This window comes from Bernardetia aquimarina (assembly GCF_042180575.1).
Lineage (GTDB): Bacteria > Bacteroidota > Bacteroidia > Cytophagales > Bernardetiaceae > Bernardetia.
The window spans coordinates 1,798,611-1,822,296 of sequence record NZ_CP170094.1 but is presented as its reverse complement, the minus strand read 5'-3'; the positions used below and the strand labels follow the sequence as shown (position 1 = coordinate 1,822,296).

Genomic DNA, 23,686 nt, shown 5'->3' with positions numbered 1-23,686 from the left:
GTGCTTGTGTAGATATTTTTGCTTTAATTATGTAAAGCATTGAAAATCAGTAATTATTCCTCTTTACAACTTTATAATAAAAAAAGTAAAAAAAATCTGAGCAATTATTGCTCTTTAAATGTACAAAATAAAAGTCAAATAATTATATCTCCACCTAAAAAAAATAATCTAAATGCTTACCACCGAATCAAACTCTCTTTATTCAGATTTAGAAAAAATGTCTGTCAAGGACTTACTAATTAATATCAATCAAGAAGACCAAAAAGTCGCCTTTGCTATAAAAGAAGTACTAGAAAACATAGAAAAGTTAGTGATAGAAATCACAAAACGAATGAGAAACGGAGGCAGACTTTTTTATATCGGTGCAGGTACAAGTGGACGTTTGGGTATTGTTGATGCTTCTGAATGTCCTCCTACTTTTGGTGTTTCTCATGATTTAGTTGTTGGACTTATTGCTGGGGGAGATTCTGCCATCAGAAAAGCCGTAGAGTTTGCCGAAGATGATAAAGAACAAGCATGGAAAGATTTAGAAAGTTATAATCTTACAAAAAATGATACACTCATCGGAATTGCAGCTTCTGGACGAACACCCTATGTGATTGGAGGATTAGAAAAAGCAAATCAAAACGGACTTTTGACAGGTTGTATTGTCTGTAATGCAGGTTCAGAAGTAGCAAGGGCAAGTCAGTTTCCGATTGAAATAATTGTAGGAGCAGAATTTGTAACAGGAAGCACTCGCATGAAAGCAGGAACAGCCCAAAAGCTAGTTTTGAATATGATTTCTACTTCTGTAATGATACAATTAGGAAGAGTGAAAGGAAATAAAATGGTTGATATGCAACTTTCTAATCAAAAACTCATCGAAAGAGGAACACGTTTTTTGGTAGAAGAATTAGAAATTTCAGAACAAAAAGCAAAAGAATTACTATTAAAATATGGAAGTGTGAGAGAAGTTTTGAATTTATATTAATTGAAAATACAAATACATTGTAACCACAGAGATTGAAGAGTTTAAGGAGAAATACAAATATACTTTATGAAACAGTGTCGACTATTTAGTTGAAATAGAATATCAACTGATAATTAATTCATTTACCACTAATCACTAAATTTCCCAAATAGCAGCAGCAGCTTCGGCTTGTCCGTGTAGCATTTCTAATCCGTGAATAATTTTTGCATTTTTTCCTTTTCCTATTTTCAAAAAGATTGTTTTTTCTGGATTATACACTAAATCGTACAAAAAATAACTATCATCAATTTTGGAATAATTATGCTCTGATAAAGGAGGAAAATTTTCAATATTTGGATACATTCCTAAAGGAGTAGTATTGATAATTAATTTATAATCTGAAATATCAATTTTTGAATAAGGAAGAGTTTTATAATTTGAATGATTTTGAATTTCGTTTATAGAGGAGGAAGCAAAATCAAACTTAATATTCAAATCTTCTAAAGCTACTTTTACGGCTTGTGCTGCTCCTCCTGTTCCTAAAATCAAGGCTTTTTCTTTAAAGCTAATATTTGGTTTTAAATTCAAAAAAGTTTCTAAACTATTCTTGAAGCCAATATAATCTGTGTTGTAGCCTATCTTTGTTCCATCTTTTTCTATTTTTATCGTATTTACTGCACCAATTTTTTTTGCTGTTGGGTCAAGTTTGTCCAAAAATGGAATTACCTCTTTTTTATAAGGAATGGTTACGTTTAACCCCCTTAAAGTTGGGTTTTCTCTAATTAAATTTTCAAAATTTTCTATTTTATCTAATTCAAAAAGCTCATAGATATAGCCTTCTTTTGGAGAAAGACCTAATTTTTGAAATTTCTCTGTGAAGTATTTTTTAGAAAATGAATGAGAAAGTTTTTTGCCAATGAGTCCAAACATAGTTTTTAGTGATTAATTTTTAGTGATAAGTGATTAGTTAGAAATATTGTCTTTCAACTAATCACTAACCATTAATCACTTATCACTCATCCGTTTTACATATTCAACTTCTTAGCATCTGCCAAAAATGTAGCTAATCCTTTGTCTGTAAGAGGATGATTTAAAAGTCCCATAATTACGTTTGAAGGACACGTAACGACATCTGCACCCACTTCTGCACATTGCAAAAGGTGCATCGTATGACGAACCGAAGCAGCCAAAATTTCTGTCTGAAAGCCATAATTTCCAAAAATATCTACTAATTGTTCGATAAGTTCCATGCCATCAGCTCCCACATCATCCAAACGACCAATAAAAGGAGAAATATAACTTGCACCTGCTTTAGCTGCCAAAATTGCTTGCCCTGCTGAAAAAATAAGTGTACAGTTGGTACGAATTCCTTTATCCGAAAAATATTTGATAGCACGAACACCATCTTTTATCATTGGTACTTTTACTACAATTTTAGAGTCAATTTCGGCAAGTTCTTCGCCTTCTCTGATAATATCTTTGTATTCTGTACCAATAACTTCTGCACTCACATTATCATCTACAATATCACAAATAGCTTTATAATGACTAAAAATGGCATCTTTTCCTGTAATTCCTACCTTTGCCATAAGAGAAGGATTGGTGGTTACTCCATCCAAAATTCCTAATTCTTGGCATTCTTTGATTTCTTGAAGGTCGGCTGTATCTACGAAAAATTTCATGTGTTTTATTTAAAAATAGTGAAGAGTTTTTAATTTTCTTGTATTAATCTCTTACTAAAAACTAAATCTAATTGATTTCGTTTTAGAAATTAGAATTGCTTTACAAGTTTATTCTACAAAGATGCGTTTTTTCTATCAAAAAGCCTTTTCTTATTGCAAGAAAAATAAATTGACTTTTCGTATTTTTGTAATTTGTGATAGTTCTCTTAATGGTTTACAGTATTTTCCCATTTCCCATTTCCCATTTCCCATTTCCTAATTTCCATGCATACATTTCCTTCGCCTTCTGAATTTCTAAAAAAACATGAACTTCGCAAAACTCCTTGTCGAATGGCTATTTTAGAATCCTTTTTGGAAGCACAAGTGGCTCTTTCACACCAAAATATTGAGCAGCTTGTCGGAGAAGACTTTGATAGAGTTACTATTTATAGAACACTGACTTCTTTTGAAGAAAAAGGAATTTTGCATAAAGTCCCTGATATGTCTGGGCAGGCAAAATATGCACTCTGTGAAAGTAATTGTGAGCAGCATCAACACAAAGAAAATCATGTTCATTTTAAATGTCAGAAATGCGAACATGTCTATTGTCTATCTCAAATTCAACTTCCTAATTTGAATCTACCACAAGGTTATAAAGTAGAAGAAGCTGAATTTCTGTTGAGTGGAACGTGTGAGAAGTGTAATTTTTAGTAAAGAAAAGAACTTGAAAGGGAATATGTAATTTTTTGGTAACCACATTGTTAAAAACAGCTTAAATCTTATTATTTCGGTAAATTTTTAATTATTTTCGATAAACGTATTCTTTTTTACGATAAAAAGTAAATTTTTTCATATCTTTAAGTAGTTCGATATACTACATTGTGAGTAATCTCGTTAGTAAGATAAATGGTTTGAATGTAGCACAAAAATTCGAACATAAAAATAGCCAGACAAAACAAAAAGTTTTCTGACAAAGAATCCTTTAAATAAACCTACACCATGAAACAAATTTTTACCTATACATTTTACGCTAAAAAAACTTTTCGTTTTCTGTTACTGTTACTCGTTTTATTGGTAGCACTCCCTAGTGTGGATACCCAACAAGTAGAAGCACAAACAACCAAAACAGGAAACTTTTTTACAAGACGTTTTAAAAGAAAAAATAAGTTTAAAAGAAAATCTAAAAATAGTACGGCTTTTCAGCGCAAACCTTTTAAATGTTCTGAAGTAGGCAAACCAAAAGTGGAGCAGATAAAAGTGTCTAAAAAACAACTGCGTAGATGGGAAGAAGAGCGATTGGTAAAGGCTGAACAAGAAAAATTGAAAGAACAAAGACAAGCAAAAGCTCAAAAAAATAAAACAGAAGAAAATATAGTTATGTCGGCATCTTCAAAAAATGATTTGGAAGAAATAGCCAATCAAAAAAATGAAAGAGCAGAAAAAGATACAAGGCTTGAAATAGAAAATAATGATGTAAAAGAGGATGTAAGTACAGAAAGAGCAGGGTGGTATTCTTCTGAAAAACCTGAAGCTCCCAAAGTCTCTCCTATTATAGTTAATCAAAAAAATGAAATTACAAGCAAGAAAAATAAACAAGAATTAGAAATAGCTGCCAAGCATTCAAGATTAGGTTATACGATTGTTTTGGAAAGTAATAATGAAAAGCAATTACAAACTGTCAAAAATTATTTAATTTCTATTGGAGCAACAGCAGAAACTATCAAAGTAAATACTTCTGAAAATCAAAATGAAGTAAGCCTTAAAATAGAAAAATAAGCTTTTTGCTAAAAAAATAAACTCAATATCCTTTTATTTCTTTTTATTCGAAATGAAAGGATTTTTTTGTAAAAAAAATAATTTTAAATAATTTTGAATTGCAAAGTAACAATGCTATTATTCATTGAATAAATAAGTTCAGAAATGAGTACCTTTGTTTTTTATTGAATTAATCTGATTTTTCAGAAAAAACTAACAGCAAACGAATTTTTTGAGATGATTTTATATAATATTACCGTAAATGTAGAAGATGGCATTCATTCTGACTGGCTCAAATGGATGAAAGAAACACATATTCCTGATGTAATGAATACAGGGGTGTTTCAAGAAAACAAAATACTAAAACTACTTTCCAAACTTCCAGAAGAAGAAGGAACAACTTATGCTATTCAATATTTTTGTAAATCTTTAGAAGACTTAGAACATTATCAACAAAAATTTGCTCCTAAATTGCAGGAAGATCACCTAAAAAGATACGGAAATAGAGTTATTGCTTTTCGTACTATTTTGGAAGTGATTTAACCACATTTTCAAATTCAGTTTGTTTATCTAATTTCATAAATCTAACTTCTAACTTTATATTATGGCAGAAATCCGTCCTTTTCGTGCTTGGAGATATGATTCTTCACTTACTAATCAAATTCAAGAATTTACTTCTCCTTTATTTGATGTCGTTTCCCAAAAACAGCGAGATAAATTGTATCAAAATCCACTAAATAGTATTCATTTGTCTGTTCCTTTAGGACAAAATCCAGCCGATGAAGCAAAAAAAACGCTTGAAAAATGGATAGCTGATGGAACAATTCAACAAGATGAAAAGCCAACTATTTATGTCTATTATCAATATTTCTCACTTCCTGCACGTATTTCTAAAAAGAAAGAATATTGTAGAAAGGGTTTTGTTACACTCATAAAGGCATATAATTGGAATGATAATATAATTTTAAGACACGAAAATACTATTCCTGCTGCTGTAAATGATAGAATAGAATTATTAGAAAAAACAGGATTGAATGTAAGTCCGACACATGGATTATATGGTGATAGCAATTTTGAGTTAGAAGAATATATGGATGAAGCTATCAAAAACCCAATTTATGAAACAGAAGATTATCAAGGTGTAAGAGAAGTTTTTGCAAAGATAGATAAGCCCGAAATTGTAGAAAAGTTTGTTCAAAAATTAGAAAAGAAAACAATTATTTTGGCTGATGGACATCATAGGTACGAGAGTTCGATGGTACACCGTCAGAAATGCAAAGCAGAAAATCCAAATCATACAGGCGACGAATTATATAATTTTCATTTGATGTATTTGACAAATTCTAATTCGAATGACCTTCGTATTTTACCTACACATAGACTTCTGACAGATTTAGAAATAAGTGAAGAACAGATTTTAGAAAAACTCAAAGAAGATTTTATCATCAAACCTGTCGAAAATGCTTCTGATTTGAACGAAATGATTTGGGGTAAAAAATGGGCATTTGGACTTATTTTCTTAGAAAATGCCTATAAAATTCGTCTAAAGCCTGAAAAATGGGAAACTTTAGCTTGGAAATTTCCAGACTCTGTCAAAAATCTTGACCTTACTGTACTTCATTATTTCTTTTTTGAAAAAGTAATTGGAATAAAAGGAAAAGACCAACGCAAGAGTACAAATATTCAATTTGAAAGAAACTTTACAGATTGTGTAACCAAAGTAATCAAAGGAGAAGCCTCTCTAGCTCTTATCACTAATGCTGTTACGATGCCAGAAGTAAAGGAAGTCTGTAAATCTGGTTTTACGATGCCACAAAAATCAACTTACTTTTATCCAAAAGCAATTTGTGGGTTTTGCTTTGCTAGTGTGGAGGAATAAAAATCGGTTCTAAACATGTTCATAAAAACTTTGTCAGTAGTTTTTTGGTAATCCAAAATAACTCTGACAATAGTTTAGCAGAAGTGCTTAGTTGCATAAACTATTGTCAGCCTTGTGATATGAACATTTTCTGATGATTATCTAATAATCAATAAATTATATTCGTAATCATTTCTAAGTAAAATGTATTCTTTCATTCCTAATCTCTCCTATTCATTTCCTAACTCCCCACTTCTACCTCTTCCCAAACTACATTCAACCAGTCATTCAAAGGTTGCCCTGCGATGGCTATTTGAGCTAATTTTTGAGCAATATCATCTGATAAAAGTTCTTTGTCAGTAATTGATTTTTCTACAATAAAATGTTTGAATCTCAAAAGTTCAATATTTGGGTGGTCTTTTGGATAACCACGAGGCGCAGTTTTCAAAATTCCATTTTCCATTTCCGAAAACCCTTCAAAATAAGTTTTGAATTCTTTTTTATTAAAAATTGCTTTTAGTTCGTCTGCATTATAATCAATCTCTTCTCTAATTTTTTTGATATATTCTTTGTTTGGTTGATAAACACCAATAGCTAGAAATGAATTATCATTTGGGGCAATGTGTAGATAAAAAATAGGTTTTTCTGTTTTTCGTCCGTCTGGGTGCAAAACGGCACTAAAATAAGTCTTGTAAGGCGTTTTGTCTTTACTAAAACGAATATCTCTATTTAATCTAAAAATACAATCTTTTGCTGTAAGGGTAGAAAAAGCAGGGTCAATTTTATGCGTAAAATATTCTAAAAGAGCCGTAACTAAGACAGAAAATTCTTCTCTTGCAGCTTCATATTCTTTTTTATGTTCTTTAAACCAATCTCTATCGTTGTTTTGATGTAGTTTTTTGAGGAAAGTTAGTGTTAGGGGAAGCATTTTTGAATTGTAAATTATGAATTGTAAACGGTAAATGTGTCAAATACTTACTGTTTTTGGTATTTCCACCAACGACAATAGTCATAACACTTTATCAAAACAGTCTTCCAACAATTAGGTTTGAAATGAAAGACTTTTTTTAGATAAATTTGTATAAATCAATACAAAATCAAAATTCTATTCTCAAAAAACAAAAATTTGTGTATCTTACCACAAGGAATATTATTCAGACAACTTATTAGACAACTCATACTACTTTTTGAATGGCAACTTATCATACTGTACAGAGTGGGGACACACTTTGGGGAATTTCTAGGCAATATCAAATTTCGGTAGATGACATCCGAAAAATTAATAATATGTCAGATGCTAGTCTTTCATTAGGTCAGCGTTTGCAGGTAAGTATAGATTCTCCTTCTTATGGGGGAAATACGGCTGCTGCATCTTCTCCCAACACTTCTTTTTACACAGTACAAGCTGGAGATTCACTTTGGAGAATTGCTACAAGGCTAAATATGTCAGTGAATGAAATAAAAGCCTTAAATAATCTTACGTCTAATGCCCTTTCACTAGGACAACAGCTTCGTATTAGTGGTGGAAGTAGTTATGAAGCTCCCACTGTTACTCCTACTATTCAAACAAATTCGCCAACGGTTGTAAAAGCTCCTGTTTTTACGCCTCGTCCGAGTTATGTTGTGCAGGCTGGAGATAGTATGTGGCGAGTTTCTCAAAAAGTAGGAGTTTCAGTAAATGAAATAAAAAGTATAAATAATCTAACAAGTAATATTCTACGTATTGGTCAGATGCTTTATTTGGAAGAAAAGCCAGAAGTTGCTTCTCAAGCTGCTCCTGTTCAGAATCCTCAACCTACTCAAGCAGCACCAAAAATTATTTATCATACCGTTGTATCAGGAGATTCTTTGTATAGAATTGCGATGGCATATAATGTAAGTGTTCAAGATATTAAAGAAAGTAACGGACTTAGCTCAAATGCACTTTCATTAGGACAGCGTTTGATGATTACAAAAGAAGCCAAAACAACAAATTATAGTTCAAGTAATAATAATGTCGGAAGTGGAAGTAGTAATGTAGATACAAGTATTGGAGATGGAAAGGACAATTCTTCTTCTGTTTCTCAAACGGGAAATATTTCAAAATACGAACAAAACAAAAAAGAAGTAATCAATCTTGATGCAATAAATGGAGTTCAGATTTTTGGAAGTGGACTTTCTGCAAGCGTTGGGCGTGGTGGTGCAAACCGTCAAGCTGATGTGGAAAAAGTACAACGACGTTTTGTTCAGTTAGATTATATGAATTCAGTTGCTGGGCTTTCTCAAATTCAAGCTACTATTTCAGCGATTGATAATTTCCAAAGAAGAAATAAAATTGATTGGTGGGCAGGAAAATCTTCTTTAATTGGTGCTTCAGGTTATTCTAGTGGACTTATTAATCCAAATGATGTAACCTATAAACTTTTAAGAGAACATACCACTTATAATATTACTTACAAAGACCATCTAAATAATTTACAAAAAGTTAGTTTTTCTAATTTTGTACGAAGTGGTTATAGTGTCTATCCGTATGGCGTTTCGTATTCTGGAACAGTTATTCACGATATTCCAGCTTCTTATTATGAAAGTGTTGGTCTTTCTCGTCAGCTTGCCGAGTCATTAGAATTTGTATCTAAAAATGAAGGAAAGTTTGATGCCATAAATAGTTATGACAAGGCAGCTTTTTCTTTCGGATTTATTCAGTTTGCAGGTGCAACAGGAGGAGGAACATTTCCAAATATGATGGCACTCATAAAAGATAGAAACCCTTCTTTGTTTGAAGAAGCCTTTGGAAGATTCGGAATTGATGTGGAATATACCTACCAAAATGATAGATACAAACCTGTAGATATGGTTGTATTTACTCCAGATGGAAAGCGTTATAAAGGAACAGATGCCGAAAAATATATTCGTGCTGATAAAATTTTACATGGCGTATTTGTAAGAGCCGGACAAAATATAGAAGTTGCTAAATTACAAGTTTTGGCAGCCGTTCAAGAATATGTTAAACCTGCACTTAGAGCCAAAATTTCATTGAATGCAAATGGAGTTGATGTAAATCGTGAACCTGTAACAGACTTCATTAATTCGGCAGGAGGAATAACTGTTCTGATAGATTTGGCTGTAAATCAAGGGCTTACAGGAGCATTGCGTATTTTTGCGCCAGCTATAGAACAGGTCATGAAAGAAACAGGAATTCGTTCATTAGCTGCACTAAAAAATATCGATGAAAAACGAGTAATTCAGACTATTGTTAAGAATGCAACAGACAAAAGAGTAAGAGAGCGTCCTCAAAAAGTACTTGATGCTGGGATTAGCTTTACTTAGAAAAATAAAATAAACCTATACAGTTTTTAAAAATCGCATAGGTTTGGAAATAATAATACTATGAAAACCACTTTCCAAGAAGACGTAATAGATGTAGTTTTACAAATCCCAAAAGGACGAGTAACTTCTTATGGAACGATTGCCAAATTTTTGGGACACACAAGAGGTGCAAGAATGGTAGGCTGGGTAATGAATAACTGTCAAGTAATAAATCAGACTAGAGAAAGTCAAAATGAAATAAAAATCCCAGCACACAGAGTAGTAAACAGAAACGGACTTCTGACAGGAAGACATCACTTCGAAACTCCTACAACAATGCAAGAGCTTTTAGAAGCCGAGAATATAAAAGTAGAAGACCACCAAATCCAAGATTTTGAAAAAGTATTTTGGAATCCTGAAGTGTTAATTTAATTCTGTAGCTTACACTTTAGCGTGAGAAAATAGTCTGTTTAAAATTTTCATCTAGCTCTGTGTGCCAAAAACACAGCTTTTCTATTCTTAAACTACTTCCCAAAAAAAGATTTTCTAAACTCACTAGGCGATTGGTCTGCATACTTTTTAAATAAAACACTAAAATAACTCAAACTATTAAAACCAGCTTTATAACAAACATCAGTTACACTCAATTTCATATTGGTTAATAATTTTTTTGCAAGGCTGATTCTCTGTTTCAAAATATATTCGACAGGCGTAATTCCAAATTCTCTTTTGAAGGCTTTATAAAAATTGGATTCGCTCATACAAGCTAGTTTACTCAATTTTTCTACTGTTATTTGTTCTTCCAAATGCGTTTCTACATATTCTATCACAAAAGCAAAACGATTTTGAGAACTGTATTTTTTGTATTCTTCAAAAATCAAATTACGTGCTTGTGTTTGCATAATTCGGATTAAAAGCTCTTGTAACGCAAGGTCAGCCAATAAATTTTTAGCTTCACTTTTTCCTAGTGAAATATGCGTAATTCTATCAATGACATTCTTTAACTCTGCATTATTTTTTAAATGATAATCTGGGTTTTCTAGTGTCCAATTTCCGTTCTTATTTTGTGGTGTTTCTAGTTTTGGAAACTGATTGTTGAGTGTTTCTAAAGTAGATTTTATTTTTTCATTATCAATTGCAATCGCCAAACACTGAGTAGGATTTTTTTCGTCTGCTTCTGGAAAATCAATTATCATTTCTTCATTGGCTGGAACAATCACACTTTCTCCAGGTAAATAATCAAATTCTGTTTTGGTATTTTTTATTTCTTTATAATGATTAATGTTTTCAAAAGATTGCATTACTTTTTTTCCACGAATCATAGCTGTTACTGTCAAAGTATCAAAAATTAGACTTACTTTTTTGCTTTTTTGATGCGTTTCGAAAAGATTTAGCTCAAAGTTGGGAAGATTAAAACTTGAACGATTTTCGACAAGCGTTTGAAGATTATTATATGAAGTAAGGTTCTGTTTTTTTGGAATAAATAAAGATGATTTTAAGGAAGTTTCCATAATTGATAAGATAAATTAGATAATTGTTTGTGTGTTTTTATTGGAGTGATATTTTAAATATAGTACAAGATAATCAATTTTTGACAAATTTTATTTGTTGGAATGATTGATAGAATACTATAAAGTTTTGATAGAATACTAAAAAGGAAGGGATTATTTATGTTTTAAATTTGTAAAAGAAAATAAGACTTTTTAAGAGAGAAATAACTTTTCACTCTAATTTTTCTCAGTATTGTATGCTTATAAATTAATTTTTTACACACAAATAATCATTTTTTAATTATGGAAACTACAACAGAAGTAACTAATAAATTAGCTTTTCCAAAGTTTAAGGAACGCTATGATAATTTTATAAATGGAGAATGGACTTCTCCTGTTAAAGGAAAATATTTTGATAATATCTCGCCAGTAAGTGGAGAAGTTATCACAAAAATTGCTCGTTCTAGCAAAGAGGACGTAGATTTGGCTCTTGATGCAGCTCACGAAGCATTCAAAACTTGGTCTAAAACATCAGCTACTGAAAGAAGTAATATTATGCTCAAAATAGCTGATATTATGGAACAGAATTTAGAGTATCTAGCTACTATTGAAACGGTGGATAACGGCAAAGCTGTCAGAGAAACAAAAGCTGCTGATTTACCACTTTGTATTGACCATTTTCGTTATTTCGCTGGTGTGATTCGTGCCGAAGAGGGAAGTGTTGCAGAACTAGACCAAAACACAGTTTCAATGAATATTGATGAGCCATTAGGTGTGGTGGGGCAAATTATTCCTTGGAATTTCCCTCTTTTAATGGCAACTTGGAAACTTGCACCAGCTTTGGCTGCTGGTTGTTGTGTGGTTATGAAACCTGCTGAACAAACGCCTGTCGGAATCTTGATTTTTATGGATTTGATTAAAGATGTACTTCCTAAAGGTGTTGTGAATATCGTTTCTGGTTTTGGGGTAGAAGCAGGAAAACCGTTGGCAAGTTCGCCACGAGTAGCAAAAGTTTCTTTCACAGGAGAAACAACAACAGGACGTTTGATTATGCAATATGCATCTGAAAATATCATTCCTGTAACGATGGAATTAGGTGGAAAATCGCCAAATGTATTTTTCCCTAGTGTAATGGATGCCGACGACGAATTTTTTGATAAATGTTTGGAAGGTGCTGTTATGTTTGCCTTAAATCAAGGTGAAATTTGTACGTGTCCTTCAAGATTGCTTGTACACGAAGATATTTATGATAAATTTATAGAAAGAGTCATTGAAAGAACCGAAAAAATCAAAATGGGACATCCATTAGATGATTCGACAATGATGGGTGCACAAGCTTCAAAAGACCAATACGAAAAAATATTATCCTACTTAGAAATTGGAAAAGAAGAGGGTGCAGAAGTATTGACAGGTGGCGCAGCCAAATATGTCGACGGACTAAAAGACGGATATTATATTCAACCAACTATATTAAAGGGACACAATAAAATGAGAGTTTTCCAAGAAGAAATTTTTGGACCTGTTCTTTGTGTAACTACTTTCAAAAATACCGAAGAAGCGATTGAAATTGCAAATGATACGCTTTATGGACTTGGTGCAGGTGTTTGGACGAGAGATGCCCACGAACTGTATAACGTTCCTCGTGCTATACAAGCAGGTCGTGTTTGGGTAAACTGTTACCATAATTATCCTGCTCATGCACCATTTGGAGGTTACAAAAAGTCTGGTTTTGGTAGAGAAAATCACAAAATGATGCTGAGTCATTATCGCCAAAACAAAAATATGCTTATTTCTTATGACAAGAAAGCATTAGGTTTCTTTTAAGAATTTAAAAATAAAAATTTCAACCAACTATTTATTAAACCCTAAGAATCTTCAAAGAGCCTTAGGGTTTTGCTATAAAATGTAGCTTACGCTTTAGCGTGAGAACAATGTACCGAAAACTTTAGTTTTCAGCTATAGGAGGTGTTTTTGTCGTCGGTGGAGACACCGACAACGGCTAGGGCTTTATCACATAAAATTAAAAAATAAAACAATTATGAAAAATACATCAGAAAATACACAAAGAGTTATTGCAACTGATTCGGCTAAAAAAATTATTGATGAGTTAAGAGAAGAAAATGGAGAGCTAATGTTCCATCAAAGTGGAGGTTGTTGTGATGGCTCACAGCCTATGTGCTTTGCAAAAGGAGAGTTTAAAGTCGGTTCAAATGATGTTTGGGTCGGAACGATTCACGGCTGCGATTTTTTTATGAACCAATCTCAATTTGATTATTGGAAACATACGCATCTTACGATTGATGTTACAGAAGGACGAGGTTCTAGTTTTTCGTTAGAGATTCCTTTGGGCTATCGTTTTATTGTAAAATCCAGACTTTTTACAGAAGAAGAAACTCAAAATTTGATTCCTGTCAAAAATGGAGAGGAATATTTGGAGGAAACAGCAGTGTAATATTTTTCATTGTCAGACACTTCAGAGTGTCAGACAATTTAAAAAGCAAAACTTCTTGTTTCAAAAAAACTAACTGTCTGACACTTTAAAAGTGTCTTGACAGTTTTTTTATTAGCTTTTATATAGCTTTCCATCCACTTCCAAAGCAAAAACATTCAAGGCTTCTTTAAACTCTTCATTTTTTATTCCTGCTACAAAAAAGCCTTTGAGTTCTTGATAATTTGTACTCATAGTAGAAGGAATAATCATATCCATTTCTTCAAAATATCCTCTGTAATTGTTGGAATTTAATTGATTTAGGGCTTTTTGGATTAGTGGGTGCATGTTTTAAAGGTTAATTTTCAAATAGTTCATGTAATTTCTGTTGAAGTATTTTTTTATCTAATAATTTGGTTTCGTATTCAGAAACTAAAGTAGGAGACAAGTTTCTACTAAGTGCATATTCTACTACTTCACTATCTTTAGTTTTACAAAGGATAATTCCTACACTTGGATTTTCGTGTTCCTTTTTTACATTTCTGTCTAAGGCTTCTAAATAGAAATTCATTTTACCTAAATATTCAGGTTTGAAGTCTGTAATTTTGAGTTCAAGAGCCACCAAGCAACGTAATTCTCTATGAAAAAATAATAAGTCAATATAAAAATCTTGATTTCCTACCTGTACTTTGTACTCTTCATCTATCAATAAAAAATCTTTTCCAAACTCTAAAACAAATTTTTTGAGATGTTTGAGAATAGATTTTTGTAAGTCAAATTCAGAAAAATCATCTTTCAAATTCAAAAATTCTACTACATAATTATCCAAAAAAACTTCCTTTATGCGTGGATAAAGTTCTTCTGCTGTTATGCTACTTTGCGTATTACTAAGCATTGTTCTTTCATAATAAGCACTATCAATTTGTCTTTCTAATTCTCGTTTGCTGTACCTTTCTTTTATACATTTTTTGATGTAAAACTCCTTTTCTTCTACCGTTTTTGTTTTGGATAAAATGAGTAAATTATTTGTCCAGCTTATCGTTGTCACCAGTGGTGACAACGTCGAATTTTGAGAATATTCTTCATAAAACTGTTTCATTCGCCACAAACCACGTCCATTAAATCCTTTCAAATGAGGTTCTCTATACATTATATATTGAGCTAACTCTTTTATTGTAGCATTAGCATTTTCTACATTTTCTGTTTTTAGGGAAACATATTTTCCAACTTTCCAATACAATTCTACCAAAGCACGATTTATAATAGAATTGGTTTGGTTTTTAGCATCTGAAATTAAATGTATGACTTCTTCAAAATCTTTATTCATAATGATTTATGGCTTTTTGGATTAGTGGGTGCATGTTTTTAGTTAGGATTTGAATTTATTAGAAACGGCTGTATGAATAAAATCAGCTAATTTTTCATAGTATAAATTTAGTTGTCCATTAGTTGTATTTTCATTTTCTGCTAGTTTATCAAAAGGAAGTAATTTGTTTCTTTCTATAGGTTTTGTAAATCCATATTCGCTATAATAGGTCTTAAAGAAATTTATTTTTGACAACTTTTCGAATTGTAAAAAATCATATTTCATAACTAACACAGGTAAAATTAAATACCCTCCTGCTTTTTGTCTTTCAAAAAATGCTGTCAATTCATTTTCATTTATAAATGAAGAAGCTGCAAAATTAGCACTAACCAATAAAATAGCGACGTTGCTTTCTTTTAATGCTTTTTCAATCGTTTCTTTCCAATCTGAACCAAAATCAATTTCTGCATCTGTCCATTGTTCATATTCAAAGTTTTGGCGATGAGTTAAATGTTTTTGAACTCCTTCTACTAAAAGTTCCCTTAATTCTCTATCTCTACTTGAATAAGAAACAAAAATATTTATTTTATTTTTTTCTTTTTTCATAATTTTATTTTCTTGTGAACTTTTAAACATAAACCAAAAGTCATTTTTATAAGTGTCTTCATATTCTCGTATGTCTGATAGACTTACAAAACGATTTTTTGCTTCTGAATAAAGTTGCAAGTTATCTTTTCCACCACTTATACGATATAACTCATCAAAAATTTCTTTAGTTAGAGTATCATTTTGATTTTGGACATTTACAGTAATAACTTTTTTTTCATAATCACAAGTTACGTAGCTTCCAACTTTATTTTTAGCAAAATAAATCTCTTCTTTTCCATACATCATTTTATCAGCATACATTCCATAATTACAGATAAAGCGAGTAAAAATACTTTTAGGCATAAAAGTAGGATAATGCAGAGTAAAAACTTTTTGTGGTTCTGTATAGTAAATATTGTCTTCTAAACGTTTTTTGTCTTGTATTTTTTTATTTAGATATTGAGGAGCGATAAATATTTTATCTTCATTTTTTATACTGAAAATAATTTCAAATTCTTTCATGAGTTCCAAACAAAAGTCTACGTGTTCTTTTTGATTTCCATACAAACTATATATAGATTCTCTAGTAAACTCGCCCTTATCTTTATCAGCTACTTTTCTATTTAATATGCTATAAATCGTATTTGTTATTCTCCAAGGTTGAGGAAATATATACTTTTTAAGTAATTCGTTATTTTTTATCCAAAGAATATCTCCTCTTTCGTGATAAAAATTTAGTATTTGTGGTAAATCATCTATCATTTCTTGATTCCATGATTGAACTTCCCTTTCTAATGAATCATACCGTATTCCAAAATAATTATTTCCTAAGCTACTGATAAATTCAATTACTTTCTGCCAAGAAACTGGGATTTTATATTTGTAGTGTTTTAGATTTTGTATTGAGCTTTTTATAAGTTTTTCTAATTCGTTAATACCTTCTAATTTTTTTAGACTAACTCTAGTATGAGGAATATCTTCTTCTAACTCTGAAAATCTATATTTAGGCTCTTGAATATCAGTTTTGTTTTGAACTAATAATATTGGGCTATCCTTTGAAAAAAATCTTATATTACTTACCCAATCAACTACAGGAAATCCTTCTGTAGTAATTTCTGTAGAGATAGGAGGATTGAAATATTGTAATCCTTGTTGAGATATAATAGTATCTTGTTCGCTAGTGAATGTATAGCTTCCATATTTATCAGTTTCCTGTTCCCAAAGAAGTAAATACAAAACATTATCAGAAAAAAATAAACGATGTGTAGCATGATAATATTCTTGACCTCCAAAGTCCCATAGATTTACGTTTACTGCTTCACTTTTTTCTATTTCAATATTAAAATTTCCAACTCTTATTCCATGTGTAGAACCTGCAAAATCAATAGGGGTTTTTGCTTTAGTAAGATAATTGAATAACATCGTTTTGCCTACATGAGCATTTCCAACAAGTATAATTTTGATATGATTATTTTCAATATAACCTAACTCTAACCCTCTAAAATAAGCCTTTATAGCCTTTGCTCCTAGTTTTACAATATTAGGAGGAGGAGAAGTTATTTCTAAATATAAAGTGTTTATGTCATTGAGTTTATCAAGGTTTAGTATTTTTTCACTGATAGTTGTAATATGATTATTATAAATATTTAGACTCTCTAGATTTTTTAGTTTATATATCCATTGAGGAATTTCTGTTAATCCATTACCATGAATTAAGAGGTGTTTCAAGTTTTTTAGATTTTGTAAAAAATTAGGAAATTCTATAGCAGGAGAAAAATTACCATTTATAAATCCACAATTGAAATATTCTAGTTTTTCTAATTTTAAAATATCCTTAGGAATATGAGAAATAGGATTAGCACTTATACTCAAATGAGTAAGTTCTTTCAATTCAAATAATTCATCTTGAAGGTTTTGTAGTTCACAATCGCTTAAATCTAAAACTTCTAACTTTGGAAATGCTTTAACAAAACTTATATCTTTCACTTTATCAAAAAGAAAACCGAGACCATTCACTTCATTTGAAGAGTTTAGAGAGTATGCAAAACTACCTGCATGGTTTTTCATTTCATCTAAAGTCTTTTGTACTAACTCTATTGATTTATTTAATCTCTTAGATAATAGATTTTCTAATTCTATAATTTCTTTAGGTTTCATGTTCTTATTGAGTAAGTATTTTTTATCTCACTAAAATACTATTTCTTTTTTAATTGTAATAATTTTTTGTCTTCAATTTATCGCACCACTGGTGCGAGTTTTATAAAAACTGATTGTGTCACCACTGGTGACAGTATTTGATTTACCTAAAAACAGTCATTTCCTAATTCCCGATCTCTATTCCCCAATTCCTAACTAATCAAACTCCTTCGGATAACTCCAACCATCACATCATCTAAAAATCATAGTCAAATGGTAATGTCAAAATTACTTTTGTACCTGTATCTTTTTCATGACTATATAAATCTTCAATAACATAGCCGAGATTGTTATTGTATTTCTTTTTAAAAATATCTAATCTTTTTTTGATAGCTGATAATGCAAATGATTCGTTTTTATTCTTCTGACGAGTGTATATTTCATTTACCTTTTTTCGTCCTATTCCATTATCGGTAATGATACATTTTAAACACTCTTCCTTAAATTCAAAGCTAATATTTAATTCTTTTTCTCCTTTTTTATGCATTAAGCCATGAACTAAGGCATTTTCTATAAAAGGTTGTATCAATAAAGAAGGAACTTTTATTAACTCTTGGATATCAGAATTAACAGTATAATTAAATGTATCTCCAAATCGGAGTTTTTCTAATTTCAAATAAACATTTAAAAATTTCAATTCTTTTTCTATAGGAATAAAATCTTCATTGGAATAGCTTAACGCATTGCGTATTAATTCTGAAAAAGTGACAATATAATCATAAGAAGCCTCTGTGTTTTTTTGTAGTATTAAATCTTGAATAGAGTTTAAGACATTGAAAATAAAATGAGGATTCATTTGTGAACGCAATGCTGTTAAGTTTATAGCCATGAGTTCTTTTTCTAAAGATATTTTTTCCAACTCGGCAATACGTTCTTTTTCTTTCTTTCTAATTTTCTTTTTGAAGAACAGAACAGTACCTCCAAAAATTAGTATAAGCCCTCCTAGTCTAAACCACCATGTTTGCCAAAAAGGTTTGTATATCACAATCAAAAGTTCTTTTATAACTCCATTCTCGGTTTGATTTTCTAAAACAGGTTGTACTTGAAATGTATAATTACCTGCTGGTAAACTATTATATTTCACAGAATTAATTCCCATGTCAGTACTTAACCAATTATCATTTAGTCCCTTTAATCTGTATTTATATCTTCCTTTATGATTAAAGGAGAAGCCATTCACATTAAAACCAATCTTAATTGTATTTTGGTCATGAGCTAATTTATAAATTGAGGTAACTAATGTGTCTCTATCATTTATTTCGAAAGCATTAAAATATATTTCATTATTTTGTTTTTTAAATGGTTGGCGTTTATCTATGGATAATAATCCTTCATCTGAGGAAAGATATACTTTATTTTTTAGGATTTCTATACCAGAAATATCATACGATATAATACCGTCTCTTTTAGTTAATGTCTTAAATTTTTGAGTTGCACAATCAAATATTTGCACACTATTATCTAAAGCTATCCATAATGTATTTTTATCTGCCTCAATTTGCTCTATATTATTAGACATTAATCCATTTTTGGTAGTATAATGATATAGTATAGAATCATTTTTAATTCCATAGATGCCATTTTTTAAACTTGCAAACCACACTATTCCATTAGACATTTGTGTTATTGATTTACCTAAAAGAGCCTTGTTTTTGTGTTGAATAACTGTAGGATTCCAAGCACTATCATATTTTACTAAATTATCTACGAATGCTATATAAACTTCATTTTTATCTTTATTATAATGTGATGCATAAGTTCTTTTGCTATAAATAAGAGTATCATTATCAAGATTACCTTCTTTAAATACTCTTACAGCCTTGTAATCTGTTAAAAGCAAATCATCATTTTTTAATATTGTTAGACTTTTTGCATTAAGAAAACCTCTAGTTTTAACCTTCTTTAATTCAAAATTATTATAGTTTAATGTAAAGGCAGAGTAAGATTTACTTATAAAAATGACATTGGTTTTTTTATGGTATTTAAGTGTAGAAACATGTCCTTTTGTTCCTGTTTCTATGTGTGTATGTTTATTTGTTGTTGTATTATAAATTCCTACACTTCCAGCATTTGTTCCAAAAACTAAAGTGTTATCATTTATGATGTCTAAACTATTTATATTTTTGTTTTCTTCTGAAATTTGGCAGTCTTCGATATGCATATTGGGGATTACATAAATCCCATTGTGTAATGTTGTAAAGAAATAATTACCTTCTTGATCTTTTACTATTTTAGAGATTTTTTTATCCTTGAGAAATTGCTTTTTAAATTGAAATTGGTCGTTTTTAATTTCATAAATCCAAACGCCATGGTTTGTGCCAAACCAAATTTCATTTTTATTATCAAAACTAGTATATATTATTTTATCTTCTAAAGTCTCAACACCTTTCATCTTAGTTAGATTTTTCTTCGAAATATTAAAACGAAAAAAAGTATTTAAACCAAACCTAGATTCTAATAAAAAGAGTGATGAAGTGCTTTTAAAAATTTTCGCCTTTCCAAAAGTAATTGTTTCTCCATTTTTACTTTTTGCTGGAAGATGAGTAGATAGTATTTTTTCAAAATTACCTTTTGGAGAGATGTGTACTAAAGAATCTTCATTGGTAAAGAATATACCCTCGTGCGTTTCTAAAGGACTACTGACACTACTATTATTGATCCAAGGAACTTCTATAAGTTTAGTATTTAGATTTATTTTATAAATTTTAGACCCACAAAAAAGCAATAAAGAATTATTATTAATGATAAAGCTGGGTAACTCTCCTTTTAAGTGTTCTTTTACATCTATAAATAAGTGCATTTCATTATCTTGTACATAGAAGAATTGTCCTGAAATATTCTGACACCAAATACGTCCTAAACTGTCTTGTTTTACTCCAAAAACGGATAATCCCCGTTGTTTTGAGTGTTTATATAATTTGAATTCTCTACCATCATATCTAAGTAATCCCTTATTTGCACATAGCCAAATAAAACCCTCATCATCCTCAAAGATATCATAGAACTCTTTATACTGTAGTCCACTTTTTTCTGAAAGGTGTATAGATACAGGTTCTTGTGCTTGTGTTAAAAATGAAATAGACAAAAAGAATAATAAAGCTATATTTTTAACCAATGTAATACTGTTTTTAGATTGTGCTTAAATTTTATTAAAGAACGGCATATAAACCACAAAAAAAATTACTCAAATCCTTTCGGTTCAACCATTACCACATCTTCTCTTTCCACGACAACTGCGCCAAGTGCTGCTCCTTTTGGTTTTCTGACATATTTTTTAGGTGTTACGATGACAGGACAAAGCGAATCCGTTTTTCGCTTGGAATAATAGGCTGCTAAACTGGCTGCTTTTTCGATGACCGATTTTGGAAATGGTTTTCCTGCTCTATATTTTATCACGACATGCGAACCTGCTACGCCACGAGCATGAAGCCATAAATCTTCTTTGTAAGCATATTTTTGAGTAAGTAAGTCGTTGTTTTTAGAATTTTTTCCTACCAAAATCTGAAAATCTTGATATTCAAAAACTTTAAAAGGTAATTCATCGGGTTCGTTTTCTTGTAAATTGGTTACCTTAATTTTATTATCCTTCAAAAACTTTCGCATTTCTTTGAGCGATTCAAAATTATTTATCTCCTCCAACTGCCTTTCAAAAAGGCGTAATTGCTCTTCTTTTTTATCTAAATTTTGATACAAATTATCAATTTCTAGTTTTTGATTTTTTCCTTTTCTATAAAAAAGCTCTGCATTTTTTTGTGCTGATAAATGGTCTTTTAATGGAATTGTGATTTGCTTGTTGGTATAAAAATCAAAAAGCTCTACTGATTTTGAGCGAGGTTCTACAGCGTGAAGATTTGCCATCAAAATATGTCCAAATTCTTCGTAACGCATCGTATTTTCTACTTTTTCTATCTTTTTGAGTGTCTTGTCTATATAGTTTTGAGTTTGGCGATGACGTTTTTCTATGGCTTTAAGTGCTGCATTTTTTTCTTTGCCTAAATAATAACGCCTTGAAAATTCCATGTAAAACAAATTACATGCTTCAATGGCATTGTCTGTTTTGTGTAGAATTTCAGCATCTTTAATAAACTCTTTTGGATTAAGAATAGATAATTTTACTTCATTCTTTTTCAAGAAAACATAAAAGTCTAGCTTTTCTATCTCATCAAAATAAGTAATTAATTTTTCGATTTCGTTCCAATAATTTTCTCTGTCTTCTGCATTTTCTACTTTATTGCCTACCTTGCTTTTCAAATACGTCAAAACATCTTTTCCAAAAGTAGGAAAGGTTTTCTTGATTCCATTTTCTATAAAATCTTCTTTTTCCTGTTCTATACTTCTATCCAAATCTTCATAAATAATTTCCCAATCGGCTTGTAGCTTATGTTGAAAAATAGCTTCAATTTCTTGTTCTGAATTTTCACTTTTTGAATTCTCATCTTGAGAAAATAAAATAATGTTTGAACGGTTGCCAAATAATTTGAATAACAAAGTAAAATCTTCGTTTTTATCATTTTTTAGTTCTATCCCAAAAGCTCGTTCATTATTAAACTGACGAATACTTGTGATTTTTGTTCCGATAATAGAATCAAAAAGGTCGATGCTATTTCGTTTTGCTCGTGCAAAAGTTTGAGGAAAAGAAAGTGTTGTTAGTTCGGGGGTAAAGGTAGCACGAATCCAAAATTCTGTTTCTGGATTGTTATTATCAATTAATCCTATCAATAATTCATCTTTATTTTGCGAAAAAATAGTCGCAATTTCTAATCCGATAATCTGCTTTGAAAGTTCCAAAGAAAGCGCACGAATGAAATAATAATTGTTTTGCATAATGTGTTTTTCAACCGTCGTTGAGGTTCAAATGAAACCGTCAGAGAGGTTTTTTAGTTGTTTCTTTTATAAAAATCTACTATTTTCTTTAACTATGGACTATTTTTGAATCAGATTGCTTATAATTCCGTAATCCGTAATCCGTAATCCGTAATTTTCCTATACAACCCCAAAAATCAAAAAAAGATGCGACAATTTATTTTATTTTTTCTATTTCTCTCATTTTCATTTACTGTTTTTGCTCAAAATGACACTACAAAGGTAGAAAATTTGGATAAACCACTATCAAAAGTCAAATTTAGTGCATATTTAGAAACGTATTATATTTATGATTTTAATGAACCTGAAAGTCATATTCGTCCAGCCTTTTTTTATGCTTATCATCGTCATAACGAACTGGCTTTAAATTTAGGATTGATTCAAGCTGATTATGAAACCGAAAAAGTTCGTGCAAGACTTGCACTTATGGCAGGAACATACTCAAATATAAATCTAGCAGCCGAAGAAGGTGTTTTGAGAAATATTTATGAAGCATACGCAGGAGTAAAACTTTCAAAAACTAAAAACCTGTGGATTGATGCAGGTATTTTTAGTTCGCATATTGGTTTTGAAAGTGCTGTTGGAAAAGGTTGTTGGAATATGACACGTAGTATTTTGGCTGAAAATTCGCCGTATTATGAAAGTGGAATCAAAATCTCTTATACTTCGGATAATGAAAAATGGTTTTTGTCTGGACTTTTACTCAACGGTTGGCAGCGCATTCAGCGAGTAGAAGGAAATCAAACCCTTGCTTTTGGGCATCAAATTACCTTTACTCCAACTGAGAAAGTTTTGTTTAATAGTAGCTCTTTTATAGGAAATGATTATCCAACGGCAGAGAAAAAGATGCGTTATTTTCATAATTTTTATACACAAATTGATTTTTCTGACAAGTTTGGAGTTATTGCAGGATTTGATGTTGGAGTAGAGCAAAAAGAGAAAGGAAGTTCAGAATATAATACGTGGTATTCGCCGATTTTGATAGCAAAATATAATTTTAATGAAAAAATTTCTTTAGCTACACGAATAGAACATTACAATGATAAAGAAGGAGTTATTATTCCAAAAACAACTCAAAATGGCTTTCAAATGACAGGTTTTTCTATCAACTTTGATTATAATGTTACTAAAAATCTGCTTTGGCGTGTAGAATATCGCAATTTGAATAGTCAAGACAATTTTTTTGTAAAAAATAATGATTTAGTTTCTACAAATCAGTTTTTGGGAACTTCTTTGGCTATGAGTTTTTGAAAGTTGTAAATTATTTGTGAAAAATATAGAAAGTCAAAGCTTTATTTCATAATTTG

19 protein-coding genes are annotated in these 23,686 nt (G+C 30.7%); 10 read left to right on the top strand and 9 right to left on the bottom strand.

The window, feature by feature from the left end:
* The first annotated feature begins 172 nt into the window (after positions 1-172).
* Entirely contained in the window at positions 173-970 is a 798-nt protein-coding gene (gene murQ, locus ACE193_RS07600) for an N-acetylmuramic acid 6-phosphate etherase (protein WP_375562404.1), read from the top strand.
* A gap of 135 nt (positions 971-1,105) precedes the next feature.
* Here the strand turns inward: murQ and ACE193_RS07595 are convergent, their stop codons facing one another.
* Both ACE193_RS07595 and fsa read right to left on the bottom strand, forming a co-directional pair.
* Positions 1,106-1,879: a shikimate dehydrogenase family protein gene (locus tag ACE193_RS07595; RefSeq protein WP_375562403.1), complete on the bottom strand. Its 774-nt coding sequence runs from the start codon at positions 1,877-1,879 to the stop codon at positions 1,106-1,108.
* 95 nt (positions 1,880-1,974) lie between these two features.
* On the bottom strand, positions 1,975-2,631 hold the full coding sequence (gene fsa / locus ACE193_RS07590; RefSeq protein ID WP_375562402.1) for a fructose-6-phosphate aldolase: 657 nt from the start codon (positions 2,629-2,631) through the stop codon (positions 1,975-1,977).
* 264 nt (positions 2,632-2,895) lie between these two features.
* Between fsa and ACE193_RS07585 the strand changes: the two genes are divergently transcribed.
* The 4 genes from ACE193_RS07585 to ACE193_RS07570 all read left to right on the top strand — a co-directional run bounded on the left by ACE193_RS07585 (position 2,896) and on the right by ACE193_RS07570 (position 6,244).
* Positions 2,896-3,321, top strand: coding sequence for a Fur family transcriptional regulator (locus ACE193_RS07585; protein ID WP_375562401.1), 426 nt, complete (start codon positions 2,896-2,898; stop codon positions 3,319-3,321).
* Positions 3,322-3,609: 288 nt separating this feature from the next.
* On the top strand, positions 3,610-4,386 hold the full coding sequence (locus ACE193_RS07580; protein ID WP_375562400.1) for a hypothetical protein: 777 nt from the start codon (positions 3,610-3,612) through the stop codon (positions 4,384-4,386).
* A gap of 216 nt (positions 4,387-4,602) precedes the next feature.
* Positions 4,603-4,908: a DUF4286 family protein gene (locus tag ACE193_RS07575; protein ID WP_375562399.1), complete on the top strand. Its 306-nt coding sequence runs from the start codon at positions 4,603-4,605 to the stop codon at positions 4,906-4,908.
* A gap of 61 nt (positions 4,909-4,969) precedes the next feature.
* Positions 4,970-6,244, top strand: a complete 1,275-nt coding sequence (locus ACE193_RS07570) for a DUF1015 domain-containing protein (protein WP_375562398.1) — start codon at positions 4,970-4,972, stop codon at positions 6,242-6,244.
* Between the two features lie 220 nt (positions 6,245-6,464).
* Here the strand turns inward: ACE193_RS07570 and ACE193_RS07565 are convergent, their stop codons facing one another.
* Positions 6,465-7,151, bottom strand: coding sequence for a DUF2461 domain-containing protein (locus ACE193_RS07565; protein ID WP_375562397.1), 687 nt, complete (start codon positions 7,149-7,151; stop codon positions 6,465-6,467).
* Between the two features lie 263 nt (positions 7,152-7,414).
* Here ACE193_RS07565 and ACE193_RS07560 point away from each other — a divergent pair, with 263 nt between their 5' ends.
* Together ACE193_RS07560 and ACE193_RS07555 are read left to right on the top strand one after the other, a co-directional pair.
* A complete protein-coding gene (locus ACE193_RS07560; RefSeq protein WP_375562396.1) occupies positions 7,415-9,529 on the top strand; it encodes a LysM peptidoglycan-binding domain-containing protein in 2,115 nt (704 codons plus the stop codon).
* Positions 9,530-9,589: 60 nt separating this feature from the next.
* The gene (locus tag ACE193_RS07555; protein ID WP_375562395.1) at positions 9,590-9,940 is read left to right on the top strand and encodes an MGMT family protein; all 351 of its coding nucleotides are present in this window, start codon (positions 9,590-9,592) and stop codon (positions 9,938-9,940) included.
* A gap of 92 nt (positions 9,941-10,032) precedes the next feature.
* Here ACE193_RS07555 and ACE193_RS07550 read toward each other — a convergent pair whose 3' ends face one another.
* Positions 10,033-11,019, bottom strand: coding sequence for an AraC family transcriptional regulator (locus tag ACE193_RS07550; RefSeq protein ID WP_375562394.1), 987 nt, complete (start codon positions 11,017-11,019; stop codon positions 10,033-10,035).
* Positions 11,020-11,301: 282 nt separating this feature from the next.
* Here ACE193_RS07550 and ACE193_RS07545 point away from each other — a divergent pair, with 282 nt between their 5' ends.
* Both ACE193_RS07545 and ACE193_RS07540 read left to right on the top strand, forming a co-directional pair.
* Positions 11,302-12,822: an aldehyde dehydrogenase family protein gene (locus ACE193_RS07545; protein WP_375562393.1), complete on the top strand. Its 1,521-nt coding sequence runs from the start codon at positions 11,302-11,304 to the stop codon at positions 12,820-12,822.
* A 214-nt stretch (positions 12,823-13,036) separates the two neighbouring features.
* Entirely contained in the window at positions 13,037-13,450 is a 414-nt protein-coding gene (locus ACE193_RS07540; RefSeq protein ID WP_375562392.1) for a DUF779 domain-containing protein, read from the top strand.
* Between the two features lie 111 nt (positions 13,451-13,561).
* Here the strand turns inward: ACE193_RS07540 and ACE193_RS07535 are convergent, their stop codons facing one another.
* The 5 genes from ACE193_RS07535 to ACE193_RS07515 all read right to left on the bottom strand — a co-directional run bounded on the left by ACE193_RS07535 (position 13,562) and on the right by ACE193_RS07515 (position 22,340).
* On the bottom strand, positions 13,562-13,774 hold the full coding sequence (locus ACE193_RS07535; RefSeq protein ID WP_375562391.1) for a hypothetical protein: 213 nt from the start codon (positions 13,772-13,774) through the stop codon (positions 13,562-13,564).
* Between the two features lie 10 nt (positions 13,775-13,784).
* Positions 13,785-14,753, bottom strand: coding sequence for a YhcG family protein (locus tag ACE193_RS07530; protein ID WP_375562390.1), 969 nt, complete (start codon positions 14,751-14,753; stop codon positions 13,785-13,787).
* Between the two features lie 42 nt (positions 14,754-14,795).
* The gene (locus ACE193_RS07525; protein ID WP_375562389.1) at positions 14,796-17,477 is read right to left on the bottom strand and encodes a COR domain-containing protein; all 2,682 of its coding nucleotides are present in this window, start codon (positions 17,475-17,477) and stop codon (positions 14,796-14,798) included.
* A 235-nt stretch (positions 17,478-17,712) separates the two neighbouring features.
* Entirely contained in the window at positions 17,713-20,631 is a 2,919-nt protein-coding gene (locus tag ACE193_RS07520) for a histidine kinase (RefSeq protein ID WP_375562388.1), read from the bottom strand.
* A 65-nt stretch (positions 20,632-20,696) separates the two neighbouring features.
* Entirely contained in the window at positions 20,697-22,340 is a 1,644-nt protein-coding gene (locus tag ACE193_RS07515) for an NFACT RNA binding domain-containing protein (RefSeq protein WP_375562387.1), read from the bottom strand.
* 186 nt (positions 22,341-22,526) lie between these two features.
* Between ACE193_RS07515 and ACE193_RS07510 the strand changes: the two genes are divergently transcribed.
* On the top strand, positions 22,527-23,630 hold the full coding sequence (locus tag ACE193_RS07510) for a porin (RefSeq protein WP_375562386.1): 1,104 nt from the start codon (positions 22,527-22,529) through the stop codon (positions 23,628-23,630).
* Positions 23,631-23,686: the final 56 nt, after the last annotated feature.

Coding starts and splice junctions, on each gene's coding strand:
- ACE193_RS07545 (WP_375562393.1), top strand. CDS start 11,302: ATGGAAACTACAACAGAAGTAACTAATAAATTAGCTTTTCCAAAGTTT.
- ACE193_RS07555 (WP_375562395.1), top strand. CDS start 9,590: ATGAAAACCACTTTCCAAGAAGACGTAATAGATGTAGTTTTACAAATC.
- ACE193_RS07560 (WP_375562396.1), top strand. CDS start 7,415: ATGGCAACTTATCATACTGTACAGAGTGGGGACACACTTTGGGGAATT.
- ACE193_RS07540 (WP_375562392.1), top strand. CDS start 13,037: ATGAAAAATACATCAGAAAATACACAAAGAGTTATTGCAACTGATTCG.
- ACE193_RS07585 (WP_375562401.1), top strand. CDS start 2,896: ATGCATACATTTCCTTCGCCTTCTGAATTTCTAAAAAAACATGAACTT.
- ACE193_RS07530 (WP_375562390.1), bottom strand. CDS start 14,753: ATGAATAAAGATTTTGAAGAAGTCATACATTTAATTTCAGATGCTAAA.
- ACE193_RS07525 (WP_375562389.1), bottom strand. CDS start 17,477: ATGAAACCTAAAGAAATTATAGAATTAGAAAATCTATTATCTAAGAGA.
- ACE193_RS07510 (WP_375562386.1), top strand. CDS start 22,527: ATGCGACAATTTATTTTATTTTTTCTATTTCTCTCATTTTCATTTACT.
- ACE193_RS07570 (WP_375562398.1), top strand. CDS start 4,970: ATGGCAGAAATCCGTCCTTTTCGTGCTTGGAGATATGATTCTTCACTT.
- ACE193_RS07515 (WP_375562387.1), bottom strand. CDS start 22,340: ATGCAAAACAATTATTATTTCATTCGTGCGCTTTCTTTGGAACTTTCA.
- murQ (WP_375562404.1), top strand. CDS start 173: ATGCTTACCACCGAATCAAACTCTCTTTATTCAGATTTAGAAAAAATG.
- ACE193_RS07580 (WP_375562400.1), top strand. CDS start 3,610: ATGAAACAAATTTTTACCTATACATTTTACGCTAAAAAAACTTTTCGT.
- ACE193_RS07535 (WP_375562391.1), bottom strand. CDS start 13,774: ATGCACCCACTAATCCAAAAAGCCCTAAATCAATTAAATTCCAACAAT.
- fsa (WP_375562402.1), bottom strand. CDS start 2,631: ATGAAATTTTTCGTAGATACAGCCGACCTTCAAGAAATCAAAGAATGC.
- ACE193_RS07550 (WP_375562394.1), bottom strand. CDS start 11,019: ATGGAAACTTCCTTAAAATCATCTTTATTTATTCCAAAAAAACAGAAC.
- ACE193_RS07595 (WP_375562403.1), bottom strand. CDS start 1,879: ATGTTTGGACTCATTGGCAAAAAACTTTCTCATTCATTTTCTAAAAAA.
- ACE193_RS07575 (WP_375562399.1), top strand. CDS start 4,603: ATGATTTTATATAATATTACCGTAAATGTAGAAGATGGCATTCATTCT.
- ACE193_RS07565 (WP_375562397.1), bottom strand. CDS start 7,151: ATGCTTCCCCTAACACTAACTTTCCTCAAAAAACTACATCAAAACAAC.